Source organism: Rhodococcus sp. NPDC059968 (assembly GCF_042738615.1).
Taxonomy (GTDB): domain Bacteria; phylum Actinomycetota; class Actinomycetes; order Mycobacteriales; family Mycobacteriaceae; genus Rhodococcus_F.
Genome location: NZ_JBHWUE010000032.1, coordinates 1 through 23,398, shown reverse-complemented (window position 1 = coordinate 23,398; position 23,398 = coordinate 1). Strand labels below are relative to the sequence as shown.

21 protein-coding genes are annotated in these 23,398 nt (G+C 67.0%); 8 read left to right on the top strand and 13 right to left on the bottom strand.

Going from position 1 to position 23,398, the window contains the following annotated elements:
* Positions 1 to 105: 105 nt before the first annotated feature.
* From ACFWAY_RS24240 to upp, 3 genes are read left to right on the top strand one after another with little or no spacing between them, the layout of a single operon-like run.
* Positions 106 to 1,377, top strand: coding sequence for a GTP cyclohydrolase II (locus ACFWAY_RS24240; protein ID WP_378512411.1), 1,272 nt, complete (start codon positions 106 to 108; stop codon positions 1,375 to 1,377).
* Positions 1,374 to 2,639 (top strand): URC4/urg3 family protein, encoded by a 1,266-nt coding sequence (locus tag ACFWAY_RS24235; protein ID WP_378512410.1) that lies wholly within the window; start codon positions 1,374 to 1,376, stop codon positions 2,637 to 2,639. Before ACFWAY_RS24240 ends, ACFWAY_RS24235 begins: the two co-directional genes overlap by 4 nt.
* A gap of 20 nt (positions 2,640 to 2,659) precedes the next feature.
* Complete coding sequence (gene upp / locus ACFWAY_RS24230) at positions 2,660 to 3,289, top strand: uracil phosphoribosyltransferase (protein WP_005246597.1); 630 nt, start codon at positions 2,660 to 2,662, stop codon at positions 3,287 to 3,289.
* 23 nt (positions 3,290 to 3,312) lie between these two features.
* Here the strand turns inward: upp and ACFWAY_RS24225 are convergent, their stop codons facing one another.
* From ACFWAY_RS24225 to ACFWAY_RS24205, 5 genes are all read right to left on the bottom strand, one after another.
* On the bottom strand, positions 3,313 to 3,654 hold the full coding sequence (locus ACFWAY_RS24225; protein ID WP_378456913.1) for an HNH endonuclease: 342 nt from the start codon (positions 3,652 to 3,654) through the stop codon (positions 3,313 to 3,315).
* A gap of 13 nt (positions 3,655 to 3,667) precedes the next feature.
* Positions 3,668 to 5,107, bottom strand: coding sequence for an FAD-binding oxidoreductase (locus tag ACFWAY_RS24220; RefSeq protein ID WP_378512409.1), 1,440 nt, complete (start codon positions 5,105 to 5,107; stop codon positions 3,668 to 3,670).
* Complete coding sequence (locus tag ACFWAY_RS24215) at positions 5,091 to 6,560, bottom strand: APC family permease (RefSeq protein WP_378456914.1); 1,470 nt, start codon at positions 6,558 to 6,560, stop codon at positions 5,091 to 5,093. Before ACFWAY_RS24215 ends, ACFWAY_RS24220 begins: the two co-directional genes overlap by 17 nt.
* Before the next feature lie 269 nt (positions 6,561 to 6,829).
* The gene (locus tag ACFWAY_RS24210) at positions 6,830 to 7,252 is read right to left on the bottom strand and encodes a hypothetical protein (RefSeq protein WP_378456876.1); all 423 of its coding nucleotides are present in this window, start codon (positions 7,250 to 7,252) and stop codon (positions 6,830 to 6,832) included.
* Between the two features lie 188 nt (positions 7,253 to 7,440).
* The gene (locus ACFWAY_RS24205) at positions 7,441 to 7,923 is read right to left on the bottom strand and encodes a DUF1931 family protein (RefSeq protein ID WP_378456877.1); all 483 of its coding nucleotides are present in this window, start codon (positions 7,921 to 7,923) and stop codon (positions 7,441 to 7,443) included.
* A 200-nt stretch (positions 7,924 to 8,123) separates the two neighbouring features.
* Here ACFWAY_RS24205 and ACFWAY_RS24200 point away from each other — a divergent pair, with 200 nt between their 5' ends.
* The 3 genes from ACFWAY_RS24200 to ACFWAY_RS24190 all read left to right on the top strand — a co-directional run bounded on the left by ACFWAY_RS24200 (position 8,124) and on the right by ACFWAY_RS24190 (position 13,961).
* A complete protein-coding gene (locus ACFWAY_RS24200) occupies positions 8,124 to 9,653 on the top strand; it encodes a hypothetical protein (RefSeq protein ID WP_378456878.1) in 1,530 nt (509 codons plus the stop codon).
* Positions 9,654 to 9,867: 214 nt separating this feature from the next.
* Positions 9,868 to 11,097 carry a hypothetical protein gene (locus ACFWAY_RS24195; RefSeq protein WP_378456879.1) on the top strand — a complete coding sequence of 410 codons (1,230 nt, stop codon included), beginning with the start codon at positions 9,868 to 9,870 and terminating at the stop codon, positions 11,095 to 11,097.
* A gap of 20 nt (positions 11,098 to 11,117) precedes the next feature.
* Positions 11,118 to 13,961 (top strand): FtsW/RodA/SpoVE family cell cycle protein, encoded by a 2,844-nt coding sequence (locus ACFWAY_RS24190; RefSeq protein WP_378512408.1) that lies wholly within the window; start codon positions 11,118 to 11,120, stop codon positions 13,959 to 13,961.
* Here ACFWAY_RS24190 and ACFWAY_RS24185 read toward each other — a convergent pair whose 3' ends face one another.
* The 4 genes from ACFWAY_RS24185 to ACFWAY_RS24170 all read right to left on the bottom strand — a co-directional run bounded on the left by ACFWAY_RS24185 (position 13,962) and on the right by ACFWAY_RS24170 (position 17,496).
* The gene (locus ACFWAY_RS24185; protein WP_378456881.1) at positions 13,962 to 14,951 is read right to left on the bottom strand and encodes a rod shape-determining protein; all 990 of its coding nucleotides are present in this window, start codon (positions 14,949 to 14,951) and stop codon (positions 13,962 to 13,964) included.
* 99 nt (positions 14,952 to 15,050) lie between these two features.
* Positions 15,051 to 15,764, bottom strand: coding sequence for a TIGR02206 family membrane protein (locus ACFWAY_RS24180; RefSeq protein WP_378456882.1), 714 nt, complete (start codon positions 15,762 to 15,764; stop codon positions 15,051 to 15,053).
* A gap of 23 nt (positions 15,765 to 15,787) precedes the next feature.
* Positions 15,788 to 17,134, bottom strand: coding sequence for a permease prefix domain 1-containing protein (locus ACFWAY_RS24175; RefSeq protein WP_378456883.1), 1,347 nt, complete (start codon positions 17,132 to 17,134; stop codon positions 15,788 to 15,790).
* Positions 17,134 to 17,496, bottom strand: a complete 363-nt coding sequence (locus tag ACFWAY_RS24170) for a PadR family transcriptional regulator (RefSeq protein WP_005246523.1) — start codon at positions 17,494 to 17,496, stop codon at positions 17,134 to 17,136. Before ACFWAY_RS24170 ends, ACFWAY_RS24175 begins: the two co-directional genes overlap by 1 nt.
* Positions 17,497 to 17,626: 130 nt before the next feature.
* Between ACFWAY_RS24170 and ACFWAY_RS24165 the strand changes: the two genes are divergently transcribed.
* Entirely contained in the window at positions 17,627 to 18,370 is a 744-nt protein-coding gene (locus tag ACFWAY_RS24165) for a Clp protease N-terminal domain-containing protein (protein WP_378456884.1), read from the top strand.
* A gap of 18 nt (positions 18,371 to 18,388) precedes the next feature.
* Here ACFWAY_RS24165 and ACFWAY_RS24160 read toward each other — a convergent pair whose 3' ends face one another.
* Entirely contained in the window at positions 18,389 to 19,285 is an 897-nt protein-coding gene (locus ACFWAY_RS24160) for an SDR family oxidoreductase (protein WP_378456885.1), read from the bottom strand.
* 145 nt (positions 19,286 to 19,430) lie between these two features.
* Positions 19,431 to 20,354 (bottom strand): AraC family transcriptional regulator N-terminal domain-containing protein, encoded by a 924-nt coding sequence (locus ACFWAY_RS24155; RefSeq protein WP_378456886.1) that lies wholly within the window; start codon positions 20,352 to 20,354, stop codon positions 19,431 to 19,433.
* A gap of 150 nt (positions 20,355 to 20,504) precedes the next feature.
* Here ACFWAY_RS24155 and ACFWAY_RS24150 point away from each other — a divergent pair, with 150 nt between their 5' ends.
* Positions 20,505 to 21,587 (top strand): aldo/keto reductase, encoded by a 1,083-nt coding sequence (locus ACFWAY_RS24150; protein WP_378456887.1) that lies wholly within the window; start codon positions 20,505 to 20,507, stop codon positions 21,585 to 21,587.
* A gap of 11 nt (positions 21,588 to 21,598) precedes the next feature.
* Here ACFWAY_RS24150 and ACFWAY_RS24145 read toward each other — a convergent pair whose 3' ends face one another.
* On the bottom strand, positions 21,599 to 22,111 hold the full coding sequence (locus ACFWAY_RS24145; RefSeq protein ID WP_378512407.1) for an NUDIX domain-containing protein: 513 nt from the start codon (positions 22,109 to 22,111) through the stop codon (positions 21,599 to 21,601).
* A 97-nt stretch (positions 22,112 to 22,208) separates the two neighbouring features.
* Entirely contained in the window at positions 22,209 to 23,078 is an 870-nt protein-coding gene (locus ACFWAY_RS24140; RefSeq protein WP_378456889.1) for a hypothetical protein, read from the bottom strand.
* Between the last annotated feature and the right edge of the window lie 320 nt (positions 23,079 to 23,398).

Below are 23,398 nucleotides of genomic sequence, written 5' to 3'. Positions count from 1 at the left end.
CGGCCGAGTGGTTATGCTTCGGTTTCCGGTGGTCGGCAGCATCCGGCGCCGGAGACGCGTTCCGGCGGCATGCCGTGCCGCCGGGCCTTCTTAACGGAGGAACCCATGTCCGCTGAATCCGTCGCCGCCACCCCCGAGTCCTCCGGCGGCCACATCCGATTGACGTCACACAGCGGCGGTGTCGGGGCCCTGCCGATCCACTGGGGAGCACCCTCGGCGTCCGAGCGCGGGCCTGTGGTCGGCACCACCACCAACCGCGCCCACCGCAACGTGATCGGAACGCACAGCGGTTCGTACAGCATCTACCGGGCACTGGCGGTGGCGTCGGGCGCGCTGTCGCGCCATCACAAGGCCGACCTCACCGATACCGCGCCCACGAACATCATCGGCCCGTACCCGCAGTGGAGCGAGTCCGGCAAGATCGTGAGCCTGGACCCGTGGGGTGCCACGGTGGCCGAGGTTTTCGCCGCCGAATTGGCGGCTGGTCACGACATCCGCCCCAGCATCGCCGTAACCAAGGCACACGTGATCCTGCCGGAGGTCATGGAGGCCATCCAGAAAGGTCGCCTGCACCCGGACGGCCGCTTCCTGCTGCCCAGCGGTGCTGCGCTGGTCACCAAGGCGGCGATCGAACCCGTCTGGCACCTGCCGGGTGTGGCGGAGCGCTTTCACTGCAGCGAGGCGGATCTGCGCCGCGTGCTGTTCGAGGAGACCGGCGGCATGTATCCCGAGCTCGTGACCCGCTCGGACCTCGAAGTGTTCCTGCCCCCGATCGGGGGTCAGACCGTGTACATCTTCGGCGACGCGCGCGACCTTGCCGATCCTGGGGTGGAGCTGACCGCACGCGTACACGACGAGTGCAACGGCTCGGACGTGTTCGGTTCCGACATCTGTACCTGCCGCCCGTACCTCACGCATGCGATCGAGGAGTGCATCCAGGGTGCGCAGCGCGGTGGCGTGGGCTTGGTGGCGTACTCCCGCAAGGAGGGCCGTGCGCTCGGTGAGGTGACCAAGTTCCTGGTCTACAACGCGCGCAAGCGCCAGGTGGGCGGCGACACGGCCGACCAGTACTTCGCCCGCACCGAATGCGTGGCCGGTGTGCAGGACATGCGCTTCCAGGAAATGATGCCCGACGTGCTGCACTGGCTGGGCGTCAGAAAGATCCACCGCCTGGTCTCCATGAGCAACATGAAGTACGACGCCATCACCGGCTCGGGTATCGAGGTCGGGGAGCGGGTGGACCTCCCCGCGGATCTGATCCCGGCCGACGCGCGCGTGGAGATCGACGCCAAGATGGCGGCCGGCTACTTCACGCCGGGCTTGGTGCCGGATGCTGTGGAATTGGCGAAGGTCAAGGGCCGGGAGCTGGACGGATGAGCATGATCGGCGTCGGTCCCGTCCTGGACACGGGGCGGGCGGAGGGTGCAGCCGCGGCACTACGTACCACGTCGGCCGTGCGGGAACGCGCGCGACAGCTGCTGTTCCGTGCGCGCGACGGCGATTCGCTCTGGTTCGGCGTCGACGACGACGCGTTGCAGACGGCCGCCGCCGAGGTCGTGGACGTCACGCGTGCCCGCTATCCAGACCTGAAGATCCCGTACCACAGCCGGTGGCGTCATTTCGAAGCCGGCGGCGTGGACCGCAAGGCCGAGCTGGATGCACGGCTGACCGCGCTGGACTCGCCCGACCGCGCCCGCGCCATGATCGACCTGGCGGTGGTCAGCGTGCTGCTCGATGCAGGAGCCGGTCCCGACTGGCAGTACCACGAGGTTGCCGGCGGGCAGCGCTTCGGCCGTTCCGAGGGCCTGGGTGTCGCGAGCTGGCACGCGTTCCTTGGCGGCCTGTTCTCCAGCGACGCGGCGCACCCGCTGCAGGTCGATGCGGCCGGACTGCGCAGTCTGGACACGGACCGGCTGGGCGAGGTGTTCCAGGCCGGCCCGTCCAATCCGTTGGTAGGTCTCGAAGGTCGCGTGCTGCTGCTGCGACGGCTGGGCGACGCGCTCGCCGCGCGGCCCGAAGTGTTCGGCCAGCACGGCCGGCCGGGTGGCCTGTTCGACCTGCTGGTCGCGCCGCAGGGTGCGGCCCCGGCGACGGTCGCGGCCCACGACATCCTGTCGCAGCTCCTGACGTCGCTGTCGGGCATCTGGCCCGCGGGCAACGCCATCGGCGCCGAGCCGTTGGGTGACTGCTGGCGTCACGACGCAGTGGCCGGTCCGGGGCTGACCCAGGGCTGGATGCCGTTTCACAAACTGTCACAGTGGCTGAGCTATTCGTTGCTGGAGCCCTTCCAGTGGGCGGGCGTTCAGGTGGTCGGGTTGGACGAGCTGACCGGCCTGCCCGAATACCGGAACGGCGGTCTGCTTCTCGACACCGGCGTGCTCCGCCTGCACGATCCGGCCTGGGCTGCGCAAACCTGGACGGCGGGCGACGAATTGGTGGTCGAGTGGCGCGCGCTGACGGTAGCGCTCCTGGACGAACTGGCCCCGCTCGTGCGCGCACGCCTGGGCGTGGATGCCGGAGAGATGCCGTTGGCCTGCGTCCTGGAGGGCGGCACCTGGGCGGCGGGCCGTGTGCTGGCACAGCGCTCGCGTGGTGGGCTGCCGCCACTGGCCGTGGTCAGTGACGGCACGGTCTTCTAGAACGAAACGAGGACGAATACATGGGCACGGTACACGTGATCGACCACCCGCTGGTGCAGCACAAGCTCACGATGATGCGCCGTAAGGACGCTTCCACCAACAGCTTTCGTCGACTCGCGAACGAGATCTCCGCGCTCATGACGTATGAGGTCCTGCGCGACATCCCGATGCAGGAGATCGATGTCGAGACACCGCTGGAGTTCACGACCGGCAAGGTCATAGACGGCAAGAAGCTGGTCTTCGTCTCCATTCTGCGCGCGGGCACCGGCATCCTGGACGGCATGTTGACAATTGTGCCGGGTGCGCGCGTCGGCCATATCGGTCTCTACCGCGATCCCAAGACCCTCGGAGCCGTGGAGTACTACTTCAAGATGCCCGGCGATCTGCAGGAGCGCGACGTGGTGGTAATCGATCCGATGCTGGCCACCGGCAACTCCGCCGTGGCGGCGGTGGAGCGGCTGAAGGAATGCGGTCCCAAATCCATCAAGTTCGTCTGCCTGCTGACCTGCCCCGAAGGCGTTGCCGCCCTGCACAAGGCGCATCCCGACGTCCCGATCTACACCGCCGCCGTCGACCGCCAACTCGACGAGCACGGGTACATTCTGCCCGGCATCGGGGACGCCGGCGACCGCCTCTTCGGCACCAAGTAGCAGACGCGGTCGTCACCGGCAGGTCACGGGGCGGTTGTTTCCGGCGCCTCGAGTTCGGTGTCCGGGGGTGTGGGGAACCGTAGCGTGAGCGCTGTCTTGATCTCGATGTGACGCAACAGGAAGGCACGCTCGTCGAGCCGTTTGCGCCGCAGCCAGCCGGTGACTTCGTCGTTGCATTTACTGGCGTTGCACGAGCCGCAGGCCGGGGCTATGTTGTCGAGTGTGTAACGCCCGCCGCGGGACAGTGCCTGCACGCAGTCGCGTTGCAGCGGCTTGTCGGTCGCGCCGCAGTACGCGCAGCCACCCCACGCCTCGGTGAGCGCACTCCACTGCTCGGCGGTGAGGTCGTGCTCGACACTCTCCATCCGACGCTTGCGTTTACGGGCGCCCCTGGCCCTGCGACTCCGGTTGACCGCCATCGCCCCAGCGTAGGACTCGGGACGGGTCGGCCGGCGACAGGGGCACGCTCTGCTCGAAGCTGAACACGTTCTCCGGGTCGTAGGTGGCCTTGACCTCGCGCAGCCGCTCGCGGTGGGAGCCGTAGTACTCGCGTTCCCAGTCCGATGCGGCGGCGTTGGGCACGTTGACGTAGGCGCCGTCGCCGTATGGGCGCAGCGCGCGCCAGAAGTCGGCCGCCCAGCCCAGTGCCGTCGAGTTCAGGGCGGGGTCGTTCCAGGCGGCGCCCGGCTCGCAGTAGAACAGCGCATCGCGGTGCGGGAACGCGGACCCGCCGGGCGGCGCATGCCGCACGGCCCCGCCGAAGCTCGAGCAGAAGAAATTGCTCGGCGGGCTGGGCGTGTTGCCCATGTAGTGGACGATCAGCTCGATCGCCTCGTCGGGGAACGGCCGGGTGACGAACTGGGAGTAGAACTTCCAGAGGGCGACGTCGTTCGGCCCCCTGTCGACCTCGCCGTACACGGTCGGCCAGGCGCCCTCCGTCACGGTCACGTCGGGATTGCCGATCGTCAGCAGCGAGCGCAGGTGGTCCTCGAGTTCTCGCCGCGAACCGCCGTACAGCAGCGCAGACAGCTCGACCGCCGTGGAATCCACCTCGAGCGCGCTGGTCAGCCGCTCGTCGGCCACCGGCGCGTCGCGCTGCCAGGCGCGAAGCACGGCGCCCAGGTCGCCGTGACCGGTCCACCTCGCAACCAGGAATGCGACGTTCGAGAGCTCGTGCAGCCTCAACGTGTAGGACGTCGCAATCCCGAAATTGCCGCCGCCCCCACCGCGGCACGCCCACAGCAGGTCGGAGTTACTGTGCTCGGTGGCCTCCACGACCTTCGCCGAGCGCGCGCCGTCGGCCACCACCACCTCCGCGGCGAGCAGGTTGTCGCACGCCATGCCCATGCTGCGGGTCAGTAGTCCGAAGCCACCCCCGAGAATCACACCACCGAGACCGACGCCGCCCTCCGAGCCGGTCGGAACGACGAAGCCGCGTTGCCCGAGCGCCGCGACCGTCTCCTGCTGCGTCAGCCCCGTCCCGACCGTCGCCGTGCGCGCCGCTTCGTCGATCACGATGCTCTTCATCCGACTGACGTCGATGACCAACCCACCGTCGATCGACGACCAGCCCTCGAGGCTGTGGCGACCGCTGCGGGCACGCAGGGCGATGCCATCCTCGCGAGCCCAGCGGACCGCGTTGACCACGTCCTGCGTGTCACAGCAGAACACGATCGCCTCGGGGTAGCGGGAATACAGGCGATTCCACCCGACCCGCGCCGCCTCGTAACCGGAATCGCCGGCACGCACCACGTCACCGGTGAGCATGGCGGTGGCGGCGCGGAGGGGCTTCACCTCTCGGTCAGTGCGAGAAGACATCGGCGTCTCCCGGCTCGGTGTCCAGTACCTCGCGTTTGAAAATCAACAGGTAGGCGAAGTACAACCCGCCCGCGAGGAGCAACCCGACCGCAATCAGGATTGAGGTCAGAGCCGTCGAGGGCGACACGATCACGAACAGCACGACAGCCGACCACACGAGCGCACCGATCGCGATCGGCAGCTCGAAGCGCCCGAGATCGAACGCGCCCTCCTTACGGTCCAGTCGCCTCCGTACCGCAAGATAGAGGACGATTATCGCGCCGTAGAGGACCGCCGAGATGACCGTCCCTACCGTGAGCAACTCCAGCAGTGCGCCACCCGGCAGCACGGCCATCAGGACGACCCCCACGACGACGATCAAGATGGTCGCCGGAATGGGGGTCTGCGTGCGCGGGTTGACCCGACGCATCAGCCGGTAAGCAGGGAAACGTGCGTCGCGCGACATCGCGAACACCATCCGCGAGCAGGTGGCCAGGGTCACCATCCCGGCGCCGAAAAATGCGAACGCGATCGCGACCAGTAGCGTCCTCTCCATCACCGGACCCAGCTGATCGCGCAGGATCGCCGCCACCGGCGTCTCACTGGCGCTCACCCTGGGGATGTCCTTGATCGCGATCGTGAGCGCGATCAGGAACACCAGTCCCAGCACTGCCGCCGCCACGACCGATCCCACGATCGCGCGCGGGACGCTGCGAAACGGATCCTTGGCTTCCTCAGCCATATTCGCCGCGGAGTCGAAGCCCACGAGCGTGGCGAGCCCCATGATCATCGCGGCCATCAACCCGCCGCCGACAGCGAAATAGTTGGGGGCTCCCTCGGTGATACCGCGGGAGGTGAGGTTGCCGACCGAGCCCTCGCCGGTGATCGCCACAGCGACGAAGAGCCCGATCGCCAGCACCACCACGATCACCAGTTCGAGCCCCACCGCGCCCGACGTGATCAGGCCGACGAGGCGGGTGGAGAACACGACGAGCACCGCCTGAACAAGTACCACTACGAGCGTGATCACCCGCGCCGTGTCCTCGTCGGGCTGCATGCCGAACAGCGGCATGAGTGCGGAGCTTGCCATCGCATTGTCGACCGTCACCACGCCGAGCGCCAGGTAGCAGAAGGTCAGCCAACCGAACAACCAGCCGACTTTCGGGTTGGCCAGCCGCGAGGCCCATTGGTAGGAGGAGCCACTGAGTGGGATGCGGGCCGCGAATTGGGCAATCACCAGCGCCACCAGGGTCTGCCCCAACGCCACGATGACCCAGAGCCAGATCCCCACCGGACCGGCGTCTCGAAGTACATCGTCGTAGGTGCCGAAGATCCCGACCGCCACCGAGATGAACGCGAACGAGACCGCGAACACCTGAAAGGAGCCCAGAGTTCGCTTCAGCTCCGGCTTGTAGCCGCAGTCTTGACATTCTTGATCGGCGATTTGCGCGCCCATCACGTTTTCTGCCGTCATCTGGGCCGCCTCACGTTCGATCGGAATGCGGAGAAGTTGAATCGCGTGAAAAAAACCGGTCACTACGAGACCCGTTCCGCGATCAGGACGAGACTGGTCTGTTTCATCGTCCTCCTCGCGGATGCGGATGTCATCGATGGTTCGTCTTTCTAAATACTCCGAAAGTGTGCACGGCACGCCTTCGCACACGTCTCGGCCGCCGAGGCCAATGGCCCCGGTGGCCGCGAGACTGTGCTGGAGATCCTGAGTGAGTCGGCGTCGAACGAATGTCACATCCAGGGCATGTCGGGATCGAGCGGGTGGGAGATCACCCCGTCGTCGGGCTCGAGGGGGTAGTTGACCTGGTGGATGGTGGCGGCCTGCTGGGAGTTCACGGAAGCGGCGGCGGGGCCGTAGAGGGTTGTGCCACCGGGCTCGACCAGGGTGGTGCCGGGCTCGACGAGGGTCACCTGCGGGGGCACGTCTTCGTCGGGGGCGTCGCAGGCGACCATGGGCCATGCGTTTGCGCAGCCGATACGGTCCCTGACCTCGACCTTGTACGGGGAGAGTCCGGATTCGGGGGAGACGACTTGCGGGAACGTCGACTGGGCGGGTGCGGCGGCGGCGGTGGCGCTCTGGGCCATGAACATTCCCAGTCCGAGGGCGGTGCCCGTTGCGGCTGCTGCGGCGATGCGTGTCTTCGTCGAGTTCATTGCGTTGCTCCTGAGTGTGGTGTGTGGATTTCCGTGTCCCTTGTGGACGAACACCAGTCTTCGCCGTTACGGGGGTCCGGCAACGCCCCCTGATGGGGTGGTGGGCCATCCATCCAGGGGTGGACGTTTGCACCCCGGGGGGTGTTCCGAAGGCGTGAAGAAACAGGTGGCTTGCCGCGGTAGCGGCGTCAGAGATAGAGGTCGACGAGGGTACTGATCACCGACCAGTGCGTGGTTCGTGCCCGCACGGTCCTCAACTCGGGGTAGACGATGCGGAAGGTGCGCGCGAGGGCGACGCTGAGTCCGCCGGTGATATCGGGGAGTCCCGATCGGGTTCCGGTTGCGAGGATGCCGTCGAGCGGCGGATAGGCGGCCAGTCGCTCGACGATCGGGTCTACCCGGAGGCTGGGGCCGAGCTCGCGGAACAATCCGATGTTCTCCTGTAAGCCTCTGGTGATCGGCAGGTCGGTGGATTCGACGACGTGCCGGTGCTGGGCCGCCGCGCTCTCCTGCGCGACGAGGAGCAGGTCGTAGAGTTTCGCGGTGACGACGTCGTCGAATCGGTGAAAGTCGTCCTTGACGACGCCGAGGGTGGCGACGTCCCGGAAGATGTCCGCGAACTGGTCGAACGTCATCAGCGTCCCGTGGTTTCCGACGTCCGCACGTTCCATGAGGTGATCATCCTCCGAGATGCGGTCACAAATCCGACGAACCGCGCGCACAGGGTGTTCGTTCCGGAATCCCGTTGCCCGGCACGACGTCCTGCGTCCGGGCGAGTGCTGCCCTTACCGGGCTGCGGACGTGAGAATCTTTCACGCGTGGTCTGCGCATGGGTTGTGCAGGACCACGAACAGCGAGTACAGCGAAAGATATGACGTCGACGAAGTGGACGCGGTGGTTGCCGTTGGCCGCCGTCGCGGCGCTCGTCGTCGTGCTCGCGGTGAGCGGGATGGTTCCCGTCTGGCCGGGTCTGCTGCACCTGGTCGCGCTGCCGCCGCTGGATCAGTTCGCGGACCTGCGACTTCTGGTGGTGCGTACCGCCTCCTGGCCTCAGTTCCTGGTGTTGCTGGCCGTGGTGTCGGCCGTGCGGGTCGTGCTGATGGCCTGGCTTCTCGGTGGGCTCGATGCGCGACGCCTCCGTTTCGCCGCGGTGTTCTACGCGACGGCGTTCGGCCCCGTCCTTCTGGCGACGCTCGGTGACGCGACCGCCTACGCGACGCTGTACTCGCGGGCGTTCTGGCCGGCGGTGGCGCTGATCGGACTGCTGGTCCTGATACTCGGCCCGGTCCCGTGGCAGGGCGGGGTCACCCTGCGCGGGGCGATGGCGCGGGCGTGGCGCCGCGGCCTGCGGATCGAGGTGATGGTGCCGTACTGCGCGGCGGTCCTCGGGCTCGGCGCTCTGGCCGACCGGGTCCCGGCCCTCACCGCACTGCTCGTGCCGGTCTCGGCTGCGGCGACGGGACTGACGGTGTGGGCGATGGACCGTGCGCCGGTCACCCGGCCCGTCGCGGCGCTTGCTGCCGTGCTCGTCGTGGTGACGGCGGCGTCGGTGATCTTTGTTCGGACACGAGGCTACGACGATCCGGAACCCGGGTCACGACAGGCCGGTTCGCTGTTCCTCCTGTCCGGAATCAATTCGCGTTCGGGGCAGGGGAGCATCCACCGGGCCGACGTGCACCGGCTGGGTTACGAATGCGATCAGGTCTACTACTTCTCCTACGCCGGCCCCGGTGACGGGCAGCCTCAGCGCGACTCGACGTGTCCGATCAGATCGGGGGCCCCGTACGAACCTGCCGACACCCAGCGCCCCGTCGAGGAACAGGTCACCTTGTTTGCCGAACAGACCGCGAACCTGCAGCGGCCGTTGACCGTTGCCGCACATTCCCATGCCGGCTGGATTGCGTGGGAAGCGGTCGCGACGGGTCGGGCGCGGGTCGATGTGCTGGTGCTGGTGGGTGTCTTTCCGGAAACCCCGCTCGGCTTTCCGCCTCCGGATGTCGACCGACGGGGCAGGGTGTTCGGCGACCTGTTGCGGTGGGCGGCGCCCGTGACCGACATCGTCTTCTTCCACTTCGACCCCGACACACCCGCGGCGCGGCAACTGCTCGGCACCGCGGGCAGCGCACAAGCCATTCTCGGCGAGCCGCTGCCCGGGGACGTGCGTGTTCTGACTATCACCTCGGCTGCCGATCTTCCACTGATGCCGCACGGCTGGCGGCTGGACGTCGAACGCAATGGCTGCCCGGTCCGCGCCGCGCACTCGTCGCTGCCCACATCGGCTGCCTTCGACGACGAGGTGATCCGGTTCCTGGGCCACCGGGATCCTCCACCATGCCCGATGTGGCGGGACTGGGGTGCGGTCGTGATGCAAGCGTTCGGGGTACCGCCGAGTGCGAGCTGACAGGCACCGGGGCGCTTCAGCTGTCCGGATCGACGACACCGAATTGTGTCGAAGCGGACGAGGCGATTTCTCGGACGCCGGAGCATGGCTCGGAGTTAAATGGAATGACGCAGGCGTAATGGATTTCTGCAGCGAGTAAGCCCAACTCAAGGTCCGCCGCCGCCCGCTCCGGTCGCGTCTCAACCGTGCGGGAGGCATAGCGTCGGGGTGCGCGATGATCGAAGCAGTGACAGGGCTCCTTGCGAGGAGAACCGAACCCGCCGATGCCCGATCCGACCCGCCCGAACACATCGATCACGACGAACGTGTCAGCGGTGTCGGGCTCGGAAGACTCCTGGCGGTGGCGGCGTTGACACCATCGCAGGCTGCGCTACTCGTCGCGGATGCGCTCCGTCAGCTCGAACTGGCGCGCGGCGAGGGGCCCTACCCACTCCGCCTCCGGAACGTGACGGTCTCCGACAGTGGACAGCTCACGATCGAGTTCGCGGGCTGTGCGTCCCGGCAAGACACGAGCGAGGAGGTGGCCGAACTTCTCCGAACCATCGCGACGAACTGTCGCGGTTCGGTACTCGCCGACCGGGTGCACGAATCGCTCGCCGAAACAACAGATCTGGATGCGTTGGTGCAACGGGTCCGTCAAGCGATCGCACCCGACGTCGACCCGGCCGAGGAGAGAAGGAAGCGCTGCCAACTTGCCGCGCTCGTCGCGGCCACCACGGGACAGCCGCGTCCTGACAGCCGGGTGGTGGAGGAGCCCACGGGCGTGCAGGACTGGCCGTATGTGGCGGCCGGATCCAGTCTCGCACCGTCAGGCTGGTTCCCGCCGGTCCGGAATCCGTGGCATCGCAAGAGGAAACGACCGTCTCGGCGGCAGGGAGTCCTCGGCCTGATCGCGATCCTGATCCTCGTCGCTGCAGCGTGGATGGCTCCACGGGTCTGGTCGGAGCTGCGCCGGGGATGGGACGCCGTCCTGAATCCCGTGAATCCCGCGGAGCAGAATCAGATTCGGCCCGTGTCGCCTCCACCGGAACCCCCGGCTGATCAGCCCGCGCCGGCGACGACCGATGTCGGCCGGGCGCCGCAGCCCGTCGACGTCGGTGCCCCCGGGAGCGCGGGCCCGATCACCCTCGTCACGGTCACGCGCGCCAACGGGGAGTGCAGGCCCGGGCAAGCGTGCGCGATCCGCGTCGACATTCGCCTCGATCCGGCAGCAGCTGTCGGCGCCGTGACCTGGAGGGTGAACGTGTACGACCTCTGTTCCGGCGAGGTGCGGACGAATGGTGACGTGACGCTGCCCGTTCAGCCCGGGGCACAACAGGTGTACGGCATCGTCCGGACAGATCTGCCGCCAGGCGCCGCGCTCGCCGTCGCGGCACTCACCAGCGCCCCGGCGACGGCCGCGTCCGAGCCGCTGCTGGTGCCCGCCGAGAACGCTCGCTGCTGAGCGCCGGGGGGAGGGGTGGGATGCACGACGGCAAGCACGACGACAAGCATGAATCCGACCCGTGGATCGTCGGTGCGGCGATCGTTCTCGTCGTGCTCGGCCTTCTGAATCTGCTCTCGACAGGCAAGACGGCAGATGCTGTTCGCCACACGCTCTTCGCCGTTGCCGGTCTCGGCATCATGTATGTGGTGTCCCGCCTGCGGATGAGTGATCTCCGGGCCTTCGGTTGGGCAGTGTTCACCACGGCGACGGTGTTGCTGGCGGTTGTGCCCCTCGCGGGGGTCGCGACCAAGGGCGCCCAGCGCTGGCTGGACTTCGGCGTATTCACCGTGCAGCCGTCCGAGCTGGCCAAGCTCGCTCTCGTTCTCGTACCCGCAAGCATGCTCGCGGGTGGGTTCACCCTGGCACGATTCCTCGCGACCTTGGCGATCGTGGGCGTGCCCGTGGCACTCGTTGCACTGCAACCCGACCTGTCGACTGCCGTCGTCCTCGTCGCGACGGCGGGATTCATGCTCATCCTCGCCCGGGTCCCGCTGCTGCCTCTGGTTCCGCTGTTCGTGCTGGGTATCGCGTCGCTTCCGCTGGCGGTGCTCTTCCTCCGCCCCTACCAGCTCGAACGGGTCCACGTGTTCCTGTCGAGCAACGCCGACCCCGCCGGCGCGGGATGGGCCGAGTTGCAAGCGAACATCGCGATCGGCAGCGGTGGCCTGTGGGGGCTGGCGCGCGACCCGATGTACGCGGTGCGGGCCGAGTATCTTCCCGAATCGGAGCACGATCTGGCGTTCGCCAGCCTGGTGTACGGGTGGGGTTTGATCGCCGGCTTGGCTGTCGTGGTGGCAACTTCCGTCATCGTGTGGCGGGCTGCACTCTCCGCGCGAACGGCGCGCACTCGCGAGGCCGCACTCGTCGCGGCCGGAATCGGCGCGTTGTTCGGCATCCACGCGCTGGTGTCGATCGGTCAGAGTCTGTCGCTGTTGCCCCACACCGGCATGCCGATTCCCCTCTTCAGCTACGGGGGCACCGCTGCCATCGTCGGATTCGTCGCCATCGGACTGGTGCTCGCGGTGCGCCGAGACGGCGTCGGGCGACCGCTGTGGGCCGCCGAGCCGCGACGGCGACGCCGCCCACGCGGAATGTCCGCGGGCACCGTGACGATGACCGCGGCACTCGTCGCGATGTCGGTGTTCGCCTGGCAGCTACAACACGACCGGGGTGCGGAATTTCGGGCGATGAGCGACCAGCAGATGATGCGGTGCATCCGCCTGCCCGCAGAGCGCGGACTGATCCTCGACCGCAACGGTGTTCCGTTGGCGGTGAACGTGGCCGAGTACGCCGTTGCAGTGGTCGCCAGGATGTTCGACGAGCACGACGACGACGCTCGGAACCGGTTGGCCGCGCTGCTCGCCCGGTCGCCCGACGAGGTCGCGGCCCTGATCGATGCCGGTGGCGAGGGCGAGTCGCAGGTGGAAGTCGGCCGAGTCGCGCCCGACCAGGCTCGGCGCATCGTGGACGCGCGACTTCCCGGTGTCCTCGTGGTGCCTACCGGCCGCAGGCAGTACCCCTACGGTGCCGTGCTCGCCTCCGTCCTCGGACACGTCGGGGTCGCCGACGCCGACGACATGGAACGCTGGCCGCATCTCGCGCTCGGGTCACGCGTCGGCAAGGCGGGACTCGAGAAGCAGTACGACGCTCTGCTCCGCGGCGGCGACGGCAAACAGTGCATGTATGTCGATCCGTCCGGACATCCGGTGGCGACCGGCGAACGCGTGGATCCGGTACGGGGCCACGATCTGCGCTTGCACCTCGACATCCGCGTGCAGAACCTGGCCACCGACGCGCTCGTGGAGGCGATGCGAACCAGCAAGGGCGACCTCGGTGCCGCCGTCGTGATGGACGCGCGGACGGGAGCCGTGCTGGCCCTCGCCAGTGTCCCGGGGGCCGACAACAACGTCTACGGACCTCCGGCCGACCTCGTCGCCCTCGCGGCGCAGAGCCAGACCCCGGGGCCGAGCCCGTTGGTCAACAACGCCACCCAGACCGCGGTCCCGCCCGGCTCCACGTTCAAGATCGTCGTCGCGGCGACGAATGCCCAATACCCGGTGCTGTCGCCGGACGCGGTGATCGACACCGGCGCCGCCTACACCTACGGCGGCCACACCTTCCGGAACTGGCAACCGATGGGCCCGCACAATCTGCTCCAGGCGATCCAGTGGTCGGACAACGTCTACTTCTACAAGCTCGGTGAACTCCTGGGTCCGGAGAAGATGGCGGACGTCGCGGATCAACTCGGCGTCGGCCGGCGTTCCGGCATAGACCTGCCGGGCGAGGCCGAAGGATTTCTCGGCACCCCGGAGAACGTCGGAAGCATCGGGGCCACCTGGTATCCCGGGTCGACGCTGTTGATGGGTATCGGACAGGGCACCGTCAGCGCGACCCCGATACAGGTGGCGCGCTGGACGTCGGGCATCGCCACCGGCGCGATGGTGACGCCCCAGCTCGCGGCGGCGTACGGGTCGGACTCGGTGCCCATACCGACAGCGGCGCCGCAGCGTCTACCCTTCGCCGACCTGCTCGGTCCAGTCCGGGCAGGGATGCGGGCGTCCGCGTCGGCAGGGACCGCCGGGCAACTCGCGGACCTGCCCGTACCGGCCGGTGCCAAGACCGGTACGGCGGAGGATCCGTCGGCGCCCGGGGAAGGACTCAACGCCTGGTTCTCCGCGGTCGCGCCTTTCGACGACCCCCAGATCCAGGTGTCGGTGCTGATCCGCGGCGGCGGCTTCGGATCGGCGACGGCGGGGCCCGTGGTGAAGAAACTCCTCGAGCACTACTTTCCGCGACCGCCCGTCGTGACGCCGATTCGGTGATCAGGCGCTGTAGGCGGCAACCACCTCAGGGTGCGCCAGACAAGCCGTAGCGCCCTCGGCGACGCAGGTGAGCGGGCGCTCGGCGGTCTTCACCGGGAACCCGAAGGACTCTTCGAGTAGCTGGGACAGCCCGCGTAGCAACGCCCCGCCACCGATGACCAGCAGCCCCTCCGACATCACGTCACCGATCGCTTGGGCGGGGAGGTCGTCCAGGCATTCCGTCAATGTCTGCACGATTCCGGTTGTCGTCGGCCGCAACGCCTCCACGATCTCTTCGGTCTCGAGTGTCACCAGGCGTGCGCGGCCGGTCACGACGTCGCGGCCCTCGACGACGAGCGACTGCCCCTCGGCGGTGTCGGGTTCACCCAGCTTGGCGCGCTCGGCGGTGAGCACGCCGACGACGATCTTGTGCTCTGCCCTCAGGTACTGGTACAGCGCGTTCGTCAATTCGTCGCCCGCGACGCGGCAACTGCGGTGAGAGAGAATGCCACCGAAACAGATGGCGGTGACTTCCGAAGTGCCGCCGCCGATATCGACGACGAGGTGTGCGCGTGGTTCCATCGGGTTGATTCCGCAACCGAGCGCACCTGCCACCGGCTCCGGTACCAACCCCACTTTCCGCAGGCCGGCCTCGTGGCCGACCTCGAGCAACGCCCGACGTTCCAGCGGGGTTGCGCCCGCGGGGACCGAGATGACGGCCTTGGGCCGCAGACCGTATCGCCTGGCGGCGGAGACCCGTTTGATGACGGCCGTGACGAATGCCCGCGCCGACTCCAGGTCCACGATCACCCCGTCACGCATCGGTCGAACCGGCGTGATTCCGATTGGAGTGCGGCCGACGAGACTTCGCGCCTCCGTGCCGATCGCGAGAGCACGGTGCGGATCCTTCGTTCGAACCAGCATGAACGACGGCTCGTTCAGTACGATGCCGTCGTCGGGAGTTCCGACGACAGTGTTGGCAGTTCCGAGATCGATACCAAGTCCACCCACGTCGGCCTCCAGAGGGATTCCAGCGAGATGATCCTGATGTTACGCAGCGGCAGCGTCGTTCGGAAGATATCGCGTGATACCAAAGATTCCCGGAAATGGTCAGGAGGGCCGGGGGTCTTCCTCGGTGCGCCGTCGTGCCCGCTCCCACGGCCAGGTCATCAGGGCCCACACGACGAGAATCAGCGTCGTCGCGGTCAGCAGGTACACCGGCCAGGGACCCAGAACGTCCAGAAGGGTCGCGGTGGCGGGCTTTCTGTTGAGGAAGCCGTAGTTGGTTCCGGCGACGCGGTTGAACGTGAAGGTCGCTGCCGCCCAGACGACCGTGACCAGGACCGTGAACCGGTAGCTGCGCCACCGGGGCCGCATCCCTCGACCCCACGTCAGATAGATGGCCGCCCAGACCACGAGCAGGTGAATCGCCCAGAACGCGAGGAACTGGTAGTGGGGGAAGTCCGGACCGGTCAGAACAGGCGAGATCAACGCCTGGGTGCTCAGCACGAGTCCCCAGTAGTACGTGAGCGCGTAGGCCCACTGCGCCCGGGACCACAGCGCACAGGCCGCCGCCACGGTCGCGAGATCGGTGAGGCGCAGCGGTACCGAGCCGCCGATCGTGGGCGGAATCGAGAAATGGACCAGCGTCGCGCCGTATATCGCGGCAGTCAGCACCGCAAGGACGCGGCCCAGGCGCCGGGCCTGCGATTCGGTCTGCCTTCGTCCGAGCCAGACCAGAATCGCGGCCCCGACGGCGAACAGCGCGATCATGGCCCAGTACGACGGGCCGTACGCCGTGAATTCCCTTTGCGAAGAGAACAATCTGGATCAGCTCCGCAGTGTGGTCAGACGAAGTCGAAAACCGGTGGGAGAACGCCGACCATCAAGGCCGCCCACACGCCGAAGACGGGGAGGTAACGGGTCTGCCAGCGTTCGGTGGAGCTGAATCCGCGGCGGCCGCGGAGGAACCCGAGGACGAGATGGGCCGACCAAGTCAGGTTGACGAGGAGGACCAGGTTCATTCCGAGGGCCGCCACCTTGTTCGGGGTGAATCCGAATTCCGCGATTCGAGTGAGCATGGCGAACAGCATCAGCAGGTCGACCGCGAGGGCACTGACGACGAGGACGAATTGGAGGCGGTCGAACAGGTCGGGTGGCAGGTAGGGGTCGCGGGCGGAAATCGCGTACAACAGCAAACCGAGGACGACCACGAGGATGAGATCCATCAGGATCAACAGGTTTCGGTCGACGTCGACGACGCTGCCGGTCGTCGCGAATGCTGTGAGCAGCACCAGCAGCATGAGAGTCGTCAGTGGGGTGAACACGCGGGTGAGGACCGGGGCGATGTTCTCCACCACATTCTGTTTCGCCTCCACGAGCCATGCGGCGACGATGACCGCGCCGGCCGCGCCGAACGGCAGCACCCAGTCCTCGATGAACCACTCGACATTCAGGCCGAGCGCGTTGAACGCGCCGACCGTCAGGCCGATGAGGACGCCGCCGCCGAGGGCGAGGAGGGTCAGGTAGACGACCCACTCGCCGGTGAATCGGATGAAGTCCATCCGCCGCCGGTCCGATCGCCACTGACCCCCGGAATACGCGAGGCCGACGGCGAACCACAGCGCGATCGGTGCGTGGATCGCGGCGATCACCTCGGTGGAGCCGTTCGATGCGAACGGGAAGACGTTCAGCAGAATCGCCGCGAGAGCGAACGGCACCAGCAGTACCGCGGCGAGGCGAGGCGTCACCTGTCGCTTCCAGGCGAAGTATCCGGCGAGGAACGGAAGGACGAACAGACTGACGTTGCGCGCGAGGTCCTGCTCGTCGAGTGTCGCCACGCCGGCCTTGACCGAAAGTGCCGCGCCCACGGCGAGCCCGAGAACGACGAACAGCTCACGTGTGGGGCGAGTGCCATCGCCATCCGACGCGGCCGGCACCAGGACGAGTTGCTTCCACAGCCGATCGGAGTGCTCGCGCGCAAACTCGCGGGAGATGTCGTCGACGTTGCCCATTCGTTTGACCGCGACCAGGAATGCCTCGTCGGCCCTCAGCCCGGCGGCGGACAGATCCGAAATTTGATCGCGTAGATGGTCTTCCATCTCGTCCGTGTCGGCGGCGGATATCGCGTGACGGCGCTCGACGTAGCCCCGCCACTGACCGATCTGCGATTCCAGTTCCTTGTCGGTATCCATCACGACCATCCTTCGGCGGAGGCTGGGGGCAGCTGGACGGAGCGCCACACCTGGCTCAGCGCATCCGCGACGACGTCCCATTGGGCGCGCCGTTCCGCGAGCATCTCCCTGCCCGCAGCGGTGATCGTGTAGTGCTTGCGCCTTCGCCCGCTGTCGGAGGCTCCCCACGACGCCGACACGTATTCCAACCTTTCCAGGCGATGGAGAAGGGGGTACAACATTCCGTCGGTCCACTGAATCCGTCCGCCGGACAAGTCGTTCACTCGCTTCAAGATGGCATACCCGTAGGACTCACCTTCCGCAAGAATTCCGAGGACGAGGGGAGTGGCCGAAGCCGCCACCAGATCCTTCTCGATATGCATAGAACCCCTATCCCTAGATCTACTAGTCATCAAAGTAGCAGATCTGGCCGCAGGTCGGTGGGCGGCTGACGGACGCCGACAGCGACAACCCGGGGTTGACGCTAACCGTGCGTCAACTTAGAGTTGACGCATGGAGAATTCAGACCGTGCGACCCCACCCATCCGGCTCGACGAGCTCATCGACGCGATCAAGAAGGTGCACGCCGAAGCCCCGCTCGAGCAACTCACCGACGCGGTCCTCGCCGCGGAACATCTCGGTGAACTGGCCGACCATCTCATCGGCCACTTCGTCGACCAGGCACGCCGCTCGGGGGCCTCGTGGACCGAGATCGGCAAGAGCATGGGCGTCACCAAGCAGGCCGCCCAGAAGCGGTTCGTCCCCAAGGACCCCGGGCAGGCCTCCGACCTCGATCCGAATCAGGGATTCAGCCGCTTCACTCCGCGCGCACGACAGGTGGTGGTGGGCGCTCAGAACGAGGCCAAGGCCGCACACAATGCCGAGATCCTGCCCCAGCACCTCGTCCTCGGACTCCTGGCCGATCCCGAAGGGCTCGGCGCCCGGGCGATCGCCGCGCAGGGCGTAAAACTGGATTCGGTCCGGCACGCCGCGACCGCGACGCTGCCCCCCGCCGCCGAGGACGTGCCCGCACTCGTCCCCTTCGACGCTCAGTCGCGCAAGGCACTCGAGCTGACGTTTCGTGAGGCACTTCGTCTGGGGCACAACTACATCGGCACCGAGCACATCCTGCTGGCCCTGCTCGAGGTCGAGGACGGCGTCGGTGTGCTCACCGGACTGGGTGTCGACAAAGCTGCCGCCGAAGAGAGCATCGCCGCCGACCTCGCGGCCATCGTCGCCGCCCGCGAGAAGGAGTGACCTCGCCCTCTGCGGTGTTCAGGTGAAGGGCGTCCCGCCGGTGACGCCGAGTACTTCTCCGGTGATGTAGCTGGATTCGTTCGATGCGAGGAATACGTACGGGGGTGCCAGTTCGGCCGGCTGGCCGGGCCTGCCCAGAGGCACGTCGTCTCCGAATTGCCGATAACCGTCGGCGGGCATCGTCGCGGGGATCAACGGCGTCCAGATGGGCCCCGGTGCAACGGCATTGACTCGGATTCCCCGTTTCGCCACATCGGCCGCCAATCCCTTGGTGAAATCGATGATTCCTGCCTTCGTGGTGGCGTAGTCGAGAAGCCCGGGAGACGGATTCATGCCCTGGATCGACGAGGTGTTCACGATCGTCGATCCAGGTTCCATGACCGCGATGGACTTCTTGCACAACCAGAACAGCGCGTAGAGGTTGGTGCGCAGGACGCGGTCGAACTGCTCGGTGGTGATGTCGGCGATACCACCCGTCTGCACCATCTGAAAGGCCGCGTTGTTCACGAGAACGTCGAGACCGCCGAGTTCATGGACCGTAAGGTCCACGAGAGTCTGACAGTGGTCCTCCGACGTGATGTCGCCGGTCGCGACGACGCCTCGCCGTCCGGCCTCTTCCACCAGTCGCACAGTCTCCCGTGCATCCGAATCCTCGGCGTCCAGGCAACTGATCACGACATCGGCACCCTCGCGAGCAAACGCGATCGCCACCGCTCGTCCGATGCCCGAATCCGCTCCGGTGATCAGGGCGCGGCGACCGTCGAGGCGGCCGCTTCCGCGGTAGGACTTCTCGCCGTGATCCGGCGCGGTCACCATGTCGGAGGTCAGTCCCGGGTGCGGAAGCTCCGGTTGGTGTTCGCGATCGGGAGCGGGGTACTGCGTAGTGGGATCCTGCCGGGCGTACTGGTCGGCCATTCTCGTACCCTTCGTCACCTTCTTGTGAATCGGCAAGCAGGACTGAAATGTTCGTCGAATCAGCGAAGTTCTTTCGCCACGCTTACCCCTTCGGGAGCACCTGGAAACCGGGTGCATCCGCTACTGAAGGGTGTTCGTCGACAGGTCAGGGCAGGAGACCGGTGTGCGATAGTGCGGTGTTCGTGCGGAGGCCTTGGGCGTCTTTGCCGGGGGAGACGCCGAACAGGCGACGGTATTCGCGATTGAACTGTGAGGGGCTGTCGTAGCCGACGTGATGCCCGACGCCCGCGACATCACCGGGGTGGGCGACCAGCATCGAGCGGGCTTGTTGGAGTCGAATACGTTTCTGGAACTGCAAGGGGCTCATGGCCGTGACGGATCGAAAGTGCCGGTGAAACGCCGACGCACTCATGCTGGACAGGCGTGCGAGGTCGTCGATCCGCATCGGCTCGGCGTAGTTGTCGCGGATCCAGTGGATCGCCCGGCTGACATGCGACAGGTCGCTGTCGGCCATCCCGATCTGGCGGGTCGTGCTCCCGTGTGGGCCGGTGAGAAGCCGCCAGAGGATCTCCTGCTCGATCAGCGGGGCGAGCACAGGCGCGTCCGCGGGATGGTCGAGCAGTCGCAGCATCCGGGCCGCGGCGCCGAGTAGATCGTCGTCTGCGTCGCCGGTCTCGATCGCCGGCAGGCCGGCGGTGCCCCGGGACCACCGTTCGGTGGGGGCCTGCAGCACCAGTGCGGCGATGGCGGCTGGGCGCAGCACCAGTCCCATGGCCAACGACGGCGCGCCTTCGCTGATGTCGATGTAGTGGCCGGTGACAGGCAAGGTGGCGGTGACGACAAGACATTGCCCCGCCCGGTACTCGTAGACCCGGTCGCCGAGCAGGAGCCGCTTGCCGCCTTGGGTCATGATCACCAGCAGCGGTTCGGTCAGCGAATACTCCGGCGCCGCCGACTCGGCCGTCACTTTCGACAACAACAGCCCATCGATCGGCGTCTGCAGATCCGGCCGGGCATGCACCATGATGCTGCCGCGGATCTCGTCCAGCAGGTCGGGGGAGTTGCGCACAACTCACGAAAGCATCTGGGTAGCAGTCCGGCAACCCGATCGTGGCGACATCGAGAGGATCGTGCAACGACCGGCGGCGATCGATCTACCGCCGCCACTGCAGTTCGCGTTTCGATAGATGTGCACATTCCGATACCCAAGGAGCAGATCATGCGACTCGATCAGTACGTCACTCTCGGCCGCTCGGGACTGCGGGTCAGCCCGTTCGCCCTCGGTGCGATGACCTTCGGCGAAGACGCCGGTGGCGCCGGCTGCAGCGTCGAGGAATCCGAGAAGATCCTCGCCACCTACCTCGACCTCGGCGGCAACTTCATCGACACCGCCAACTTCTACACCAACGGCCATTCGGAGAAAATCCTCGGCGATTTCTTCGCCGCCCAGCGGGGTCGCCGCGAGCGCGTGGTGCTGGCCTCGAAGTTCTTCGCGAACCTGTTTCCCGGCGACCCGAACGGCGGCGGTGCGGGCCGAGCGGCCATCATCGCCCAGCTCCACGAGACCCTCCGGCGCCTGCGCACCGACTACGTCGACGTGTACTGGCTGCACAACTGGGACCGCCACACCCCGATCGAGGAAACCCTGCGCACCCTCGACGACCTGGTCCGCGCCGGCAAGATCCGCTACATCGGGATCTCGAACAACCCGGCTTGGGTGACCGCGCAGGCCCAGACCACGGCGCTGTTGCGAGGCTGGACACCGCTGATTGCAATGCAGGTCGAGTACTCCCTGCTCGCCCGCACCGTCGAGGGTGAACTCGCGCCCCTCGCACTCGATCAGGGCATGGCGCTGGTGCCGTGGAGCCCACTGAAGAACGGATTCCTGTCCGGCAAATATCGCCGCGGCGCAGAGGTCACCGACTCCGCCCGCACCGCCTTCGTCGGCGGTCCGAGCGACGCCGAGTTCGTAGTCATCGATGCCGTCGCCGCAATCGCCGACGATCTCGCGACCACCTCGGCTGCCATCGCGCTGGCCTGGCTGCGAGCCCGATCCGGGACCGTCGTGCCCATCCTCGGCGCCCGGCGCGTCGAACACCTCACGGACAACGTCGCCGGGCTGGATGTGACCCTCAGCCCCGAACACCTCCGCACACTCGACGAGGTCTCGGCGCCGACATTGAACTACCCGGCGCCGATGCACGGCGAGCAGCGGGCGATGCTCCAGTTCGCGGGCACCACTGTGGACGGGGAATCGTCCACCGTGTATCCACCGATGCTGCAGAGCGACGTCCGGTACTGACGCCCCAACTTTCAGGTACTTTTGCCAGCGACGGGGGTCGGCGCCCAGCAGGCGGAGTTTCCGCACTTGTCTCGACAACACGGTGTCAGCGACCGTGCATCGTCACCTGCCCGTGCGACGAGGGCCGTCCGCGGAATCCAGGCGGGGATCTCCACTTCGTTCGGATCAGGGTGGGCCAGCGGGGTGTGGACGGTGACCCGGTAGACCGGGCAGATCGAGTTCTCGCGGATGCCGGCCTTCGTGATCGTCCGGCAACGGAAATCGGGGAGTATCAGTGTGATGTCGGCCGGGATGATTCCGAGTTCCGCGTCGACGCGGCGCGTTACCGCTGCCGGTAGTTTCTCGCCGGGGCAGGGGCGACCGGAACAGCTGTTGGTCCAGACTCCGGGCCACGTCGATTTCACCGTGCGCGCATACCGACCAGGACCTGTCGCTCGAGGTCGATGACGTGTCGCTTCGGCCGCAGTGCCGACCTGGGCGCCTGCCTCGTCGAGCAGCACTACTTCGTCTTCATGCACCGTCATCGGAGCACTTTACTTCTCGAACGGCTCCGTCGCGTCCGGTCCGAATCCGGCCGGGGCGCGGTACCGGGCAGCGCCGGCCGGGAGCGAGATCGACCCCCTAGTTCGCCGGCAATATCCGCCGAACCGCGCGAATCGTGACGGGCGGGCTCGCCGGATGCCATACCTCGCGATCAGAGTAGGACCAGGCATAAGTCGGGCTACCGTCGCAAATGCAGTCGAGTAGCCCCGGCTCGTCGAGTTCGTCGGCTGACCATTCGTATAATTGCTGCAGCCGCGGCCCGATCAGGCCGTAATCCAGCATCTCACCGATGTTGTGCTCCGCGGCGACGTATGCCGCGACGTCGTCCCCGAGGGGATATCGGTCCGGGAGGACCCGTGAAAGGGACAGGAAGATCCCGGTCATCGAGAGACGAGGATCTCCCAGAAGGGGGCCGGCGGGCGCGAGCCGCCCGAGCGCCAGACGCGGCGCCGCGACCAAGGCATGGGCATAGAGAACGCGGAGCAGTACGACGTTGAGGAAGAATCGCTCTGGACGGCTCTCGGTGCAGGCAAGGTCGCGATGGTCCAGATAGGCGGAGGCGATGCTCGCATTGTGGGCCCGATACCACGTGCGTGCGGTCGGATCGGCAACGAACAGCATCCACAGATCGACCGTGTGCGAGGACGGCGTCCCTCCCATTCCGCCGCTCCGGGCGACAGCCTCGCAGCCGTCCCGCAGAAGCCGCTCGTTGACCGCTCGCCACCACGGACTGCCGGGCGGCATCGCACTGAGCGGCGCCAGCACGCCGCGGCCGAGCTGCCAGCGCATGAACGACAAAGCCGCCCGGCGGAACGGCAAGTGCCGGGGTGCGTTGCCGATCGGACCGTGATAGGTCCGGGCGATCAGCTCGTGACGGGCTGCAGGATCGTCACGCACGGCGTGGACCTGACTCAGTGCCCAGTCTGCGGCGGAAAGTCGAGAACTCACGCCCCTATTGTCGGACCCACCGGCCCGAGGAGGAAGTGTGCGATTTCGGTTTCGGCCGACTTGCCGGTTGGCAGCTGATCGGTCGCCGACACAGGGAGCTGTCTCGCGCCGCGTGCCACGCGGACACAGAATGGCAATCCCACCCGGCGGATGCCACCGATGAATATCGTGGGTGCAACAGTGAAGAAGCCCTATGACTGCCTCGATTACGAATGCAGAAGAGCTTTAGGGCTTGTGATGAATTAATCTAGCTCGGTTCGGGCGTGTCGTCCGGTGCGGGATGGAGTGTGTAGTTCCACTCGCCGTGGAACTCGTGGCGC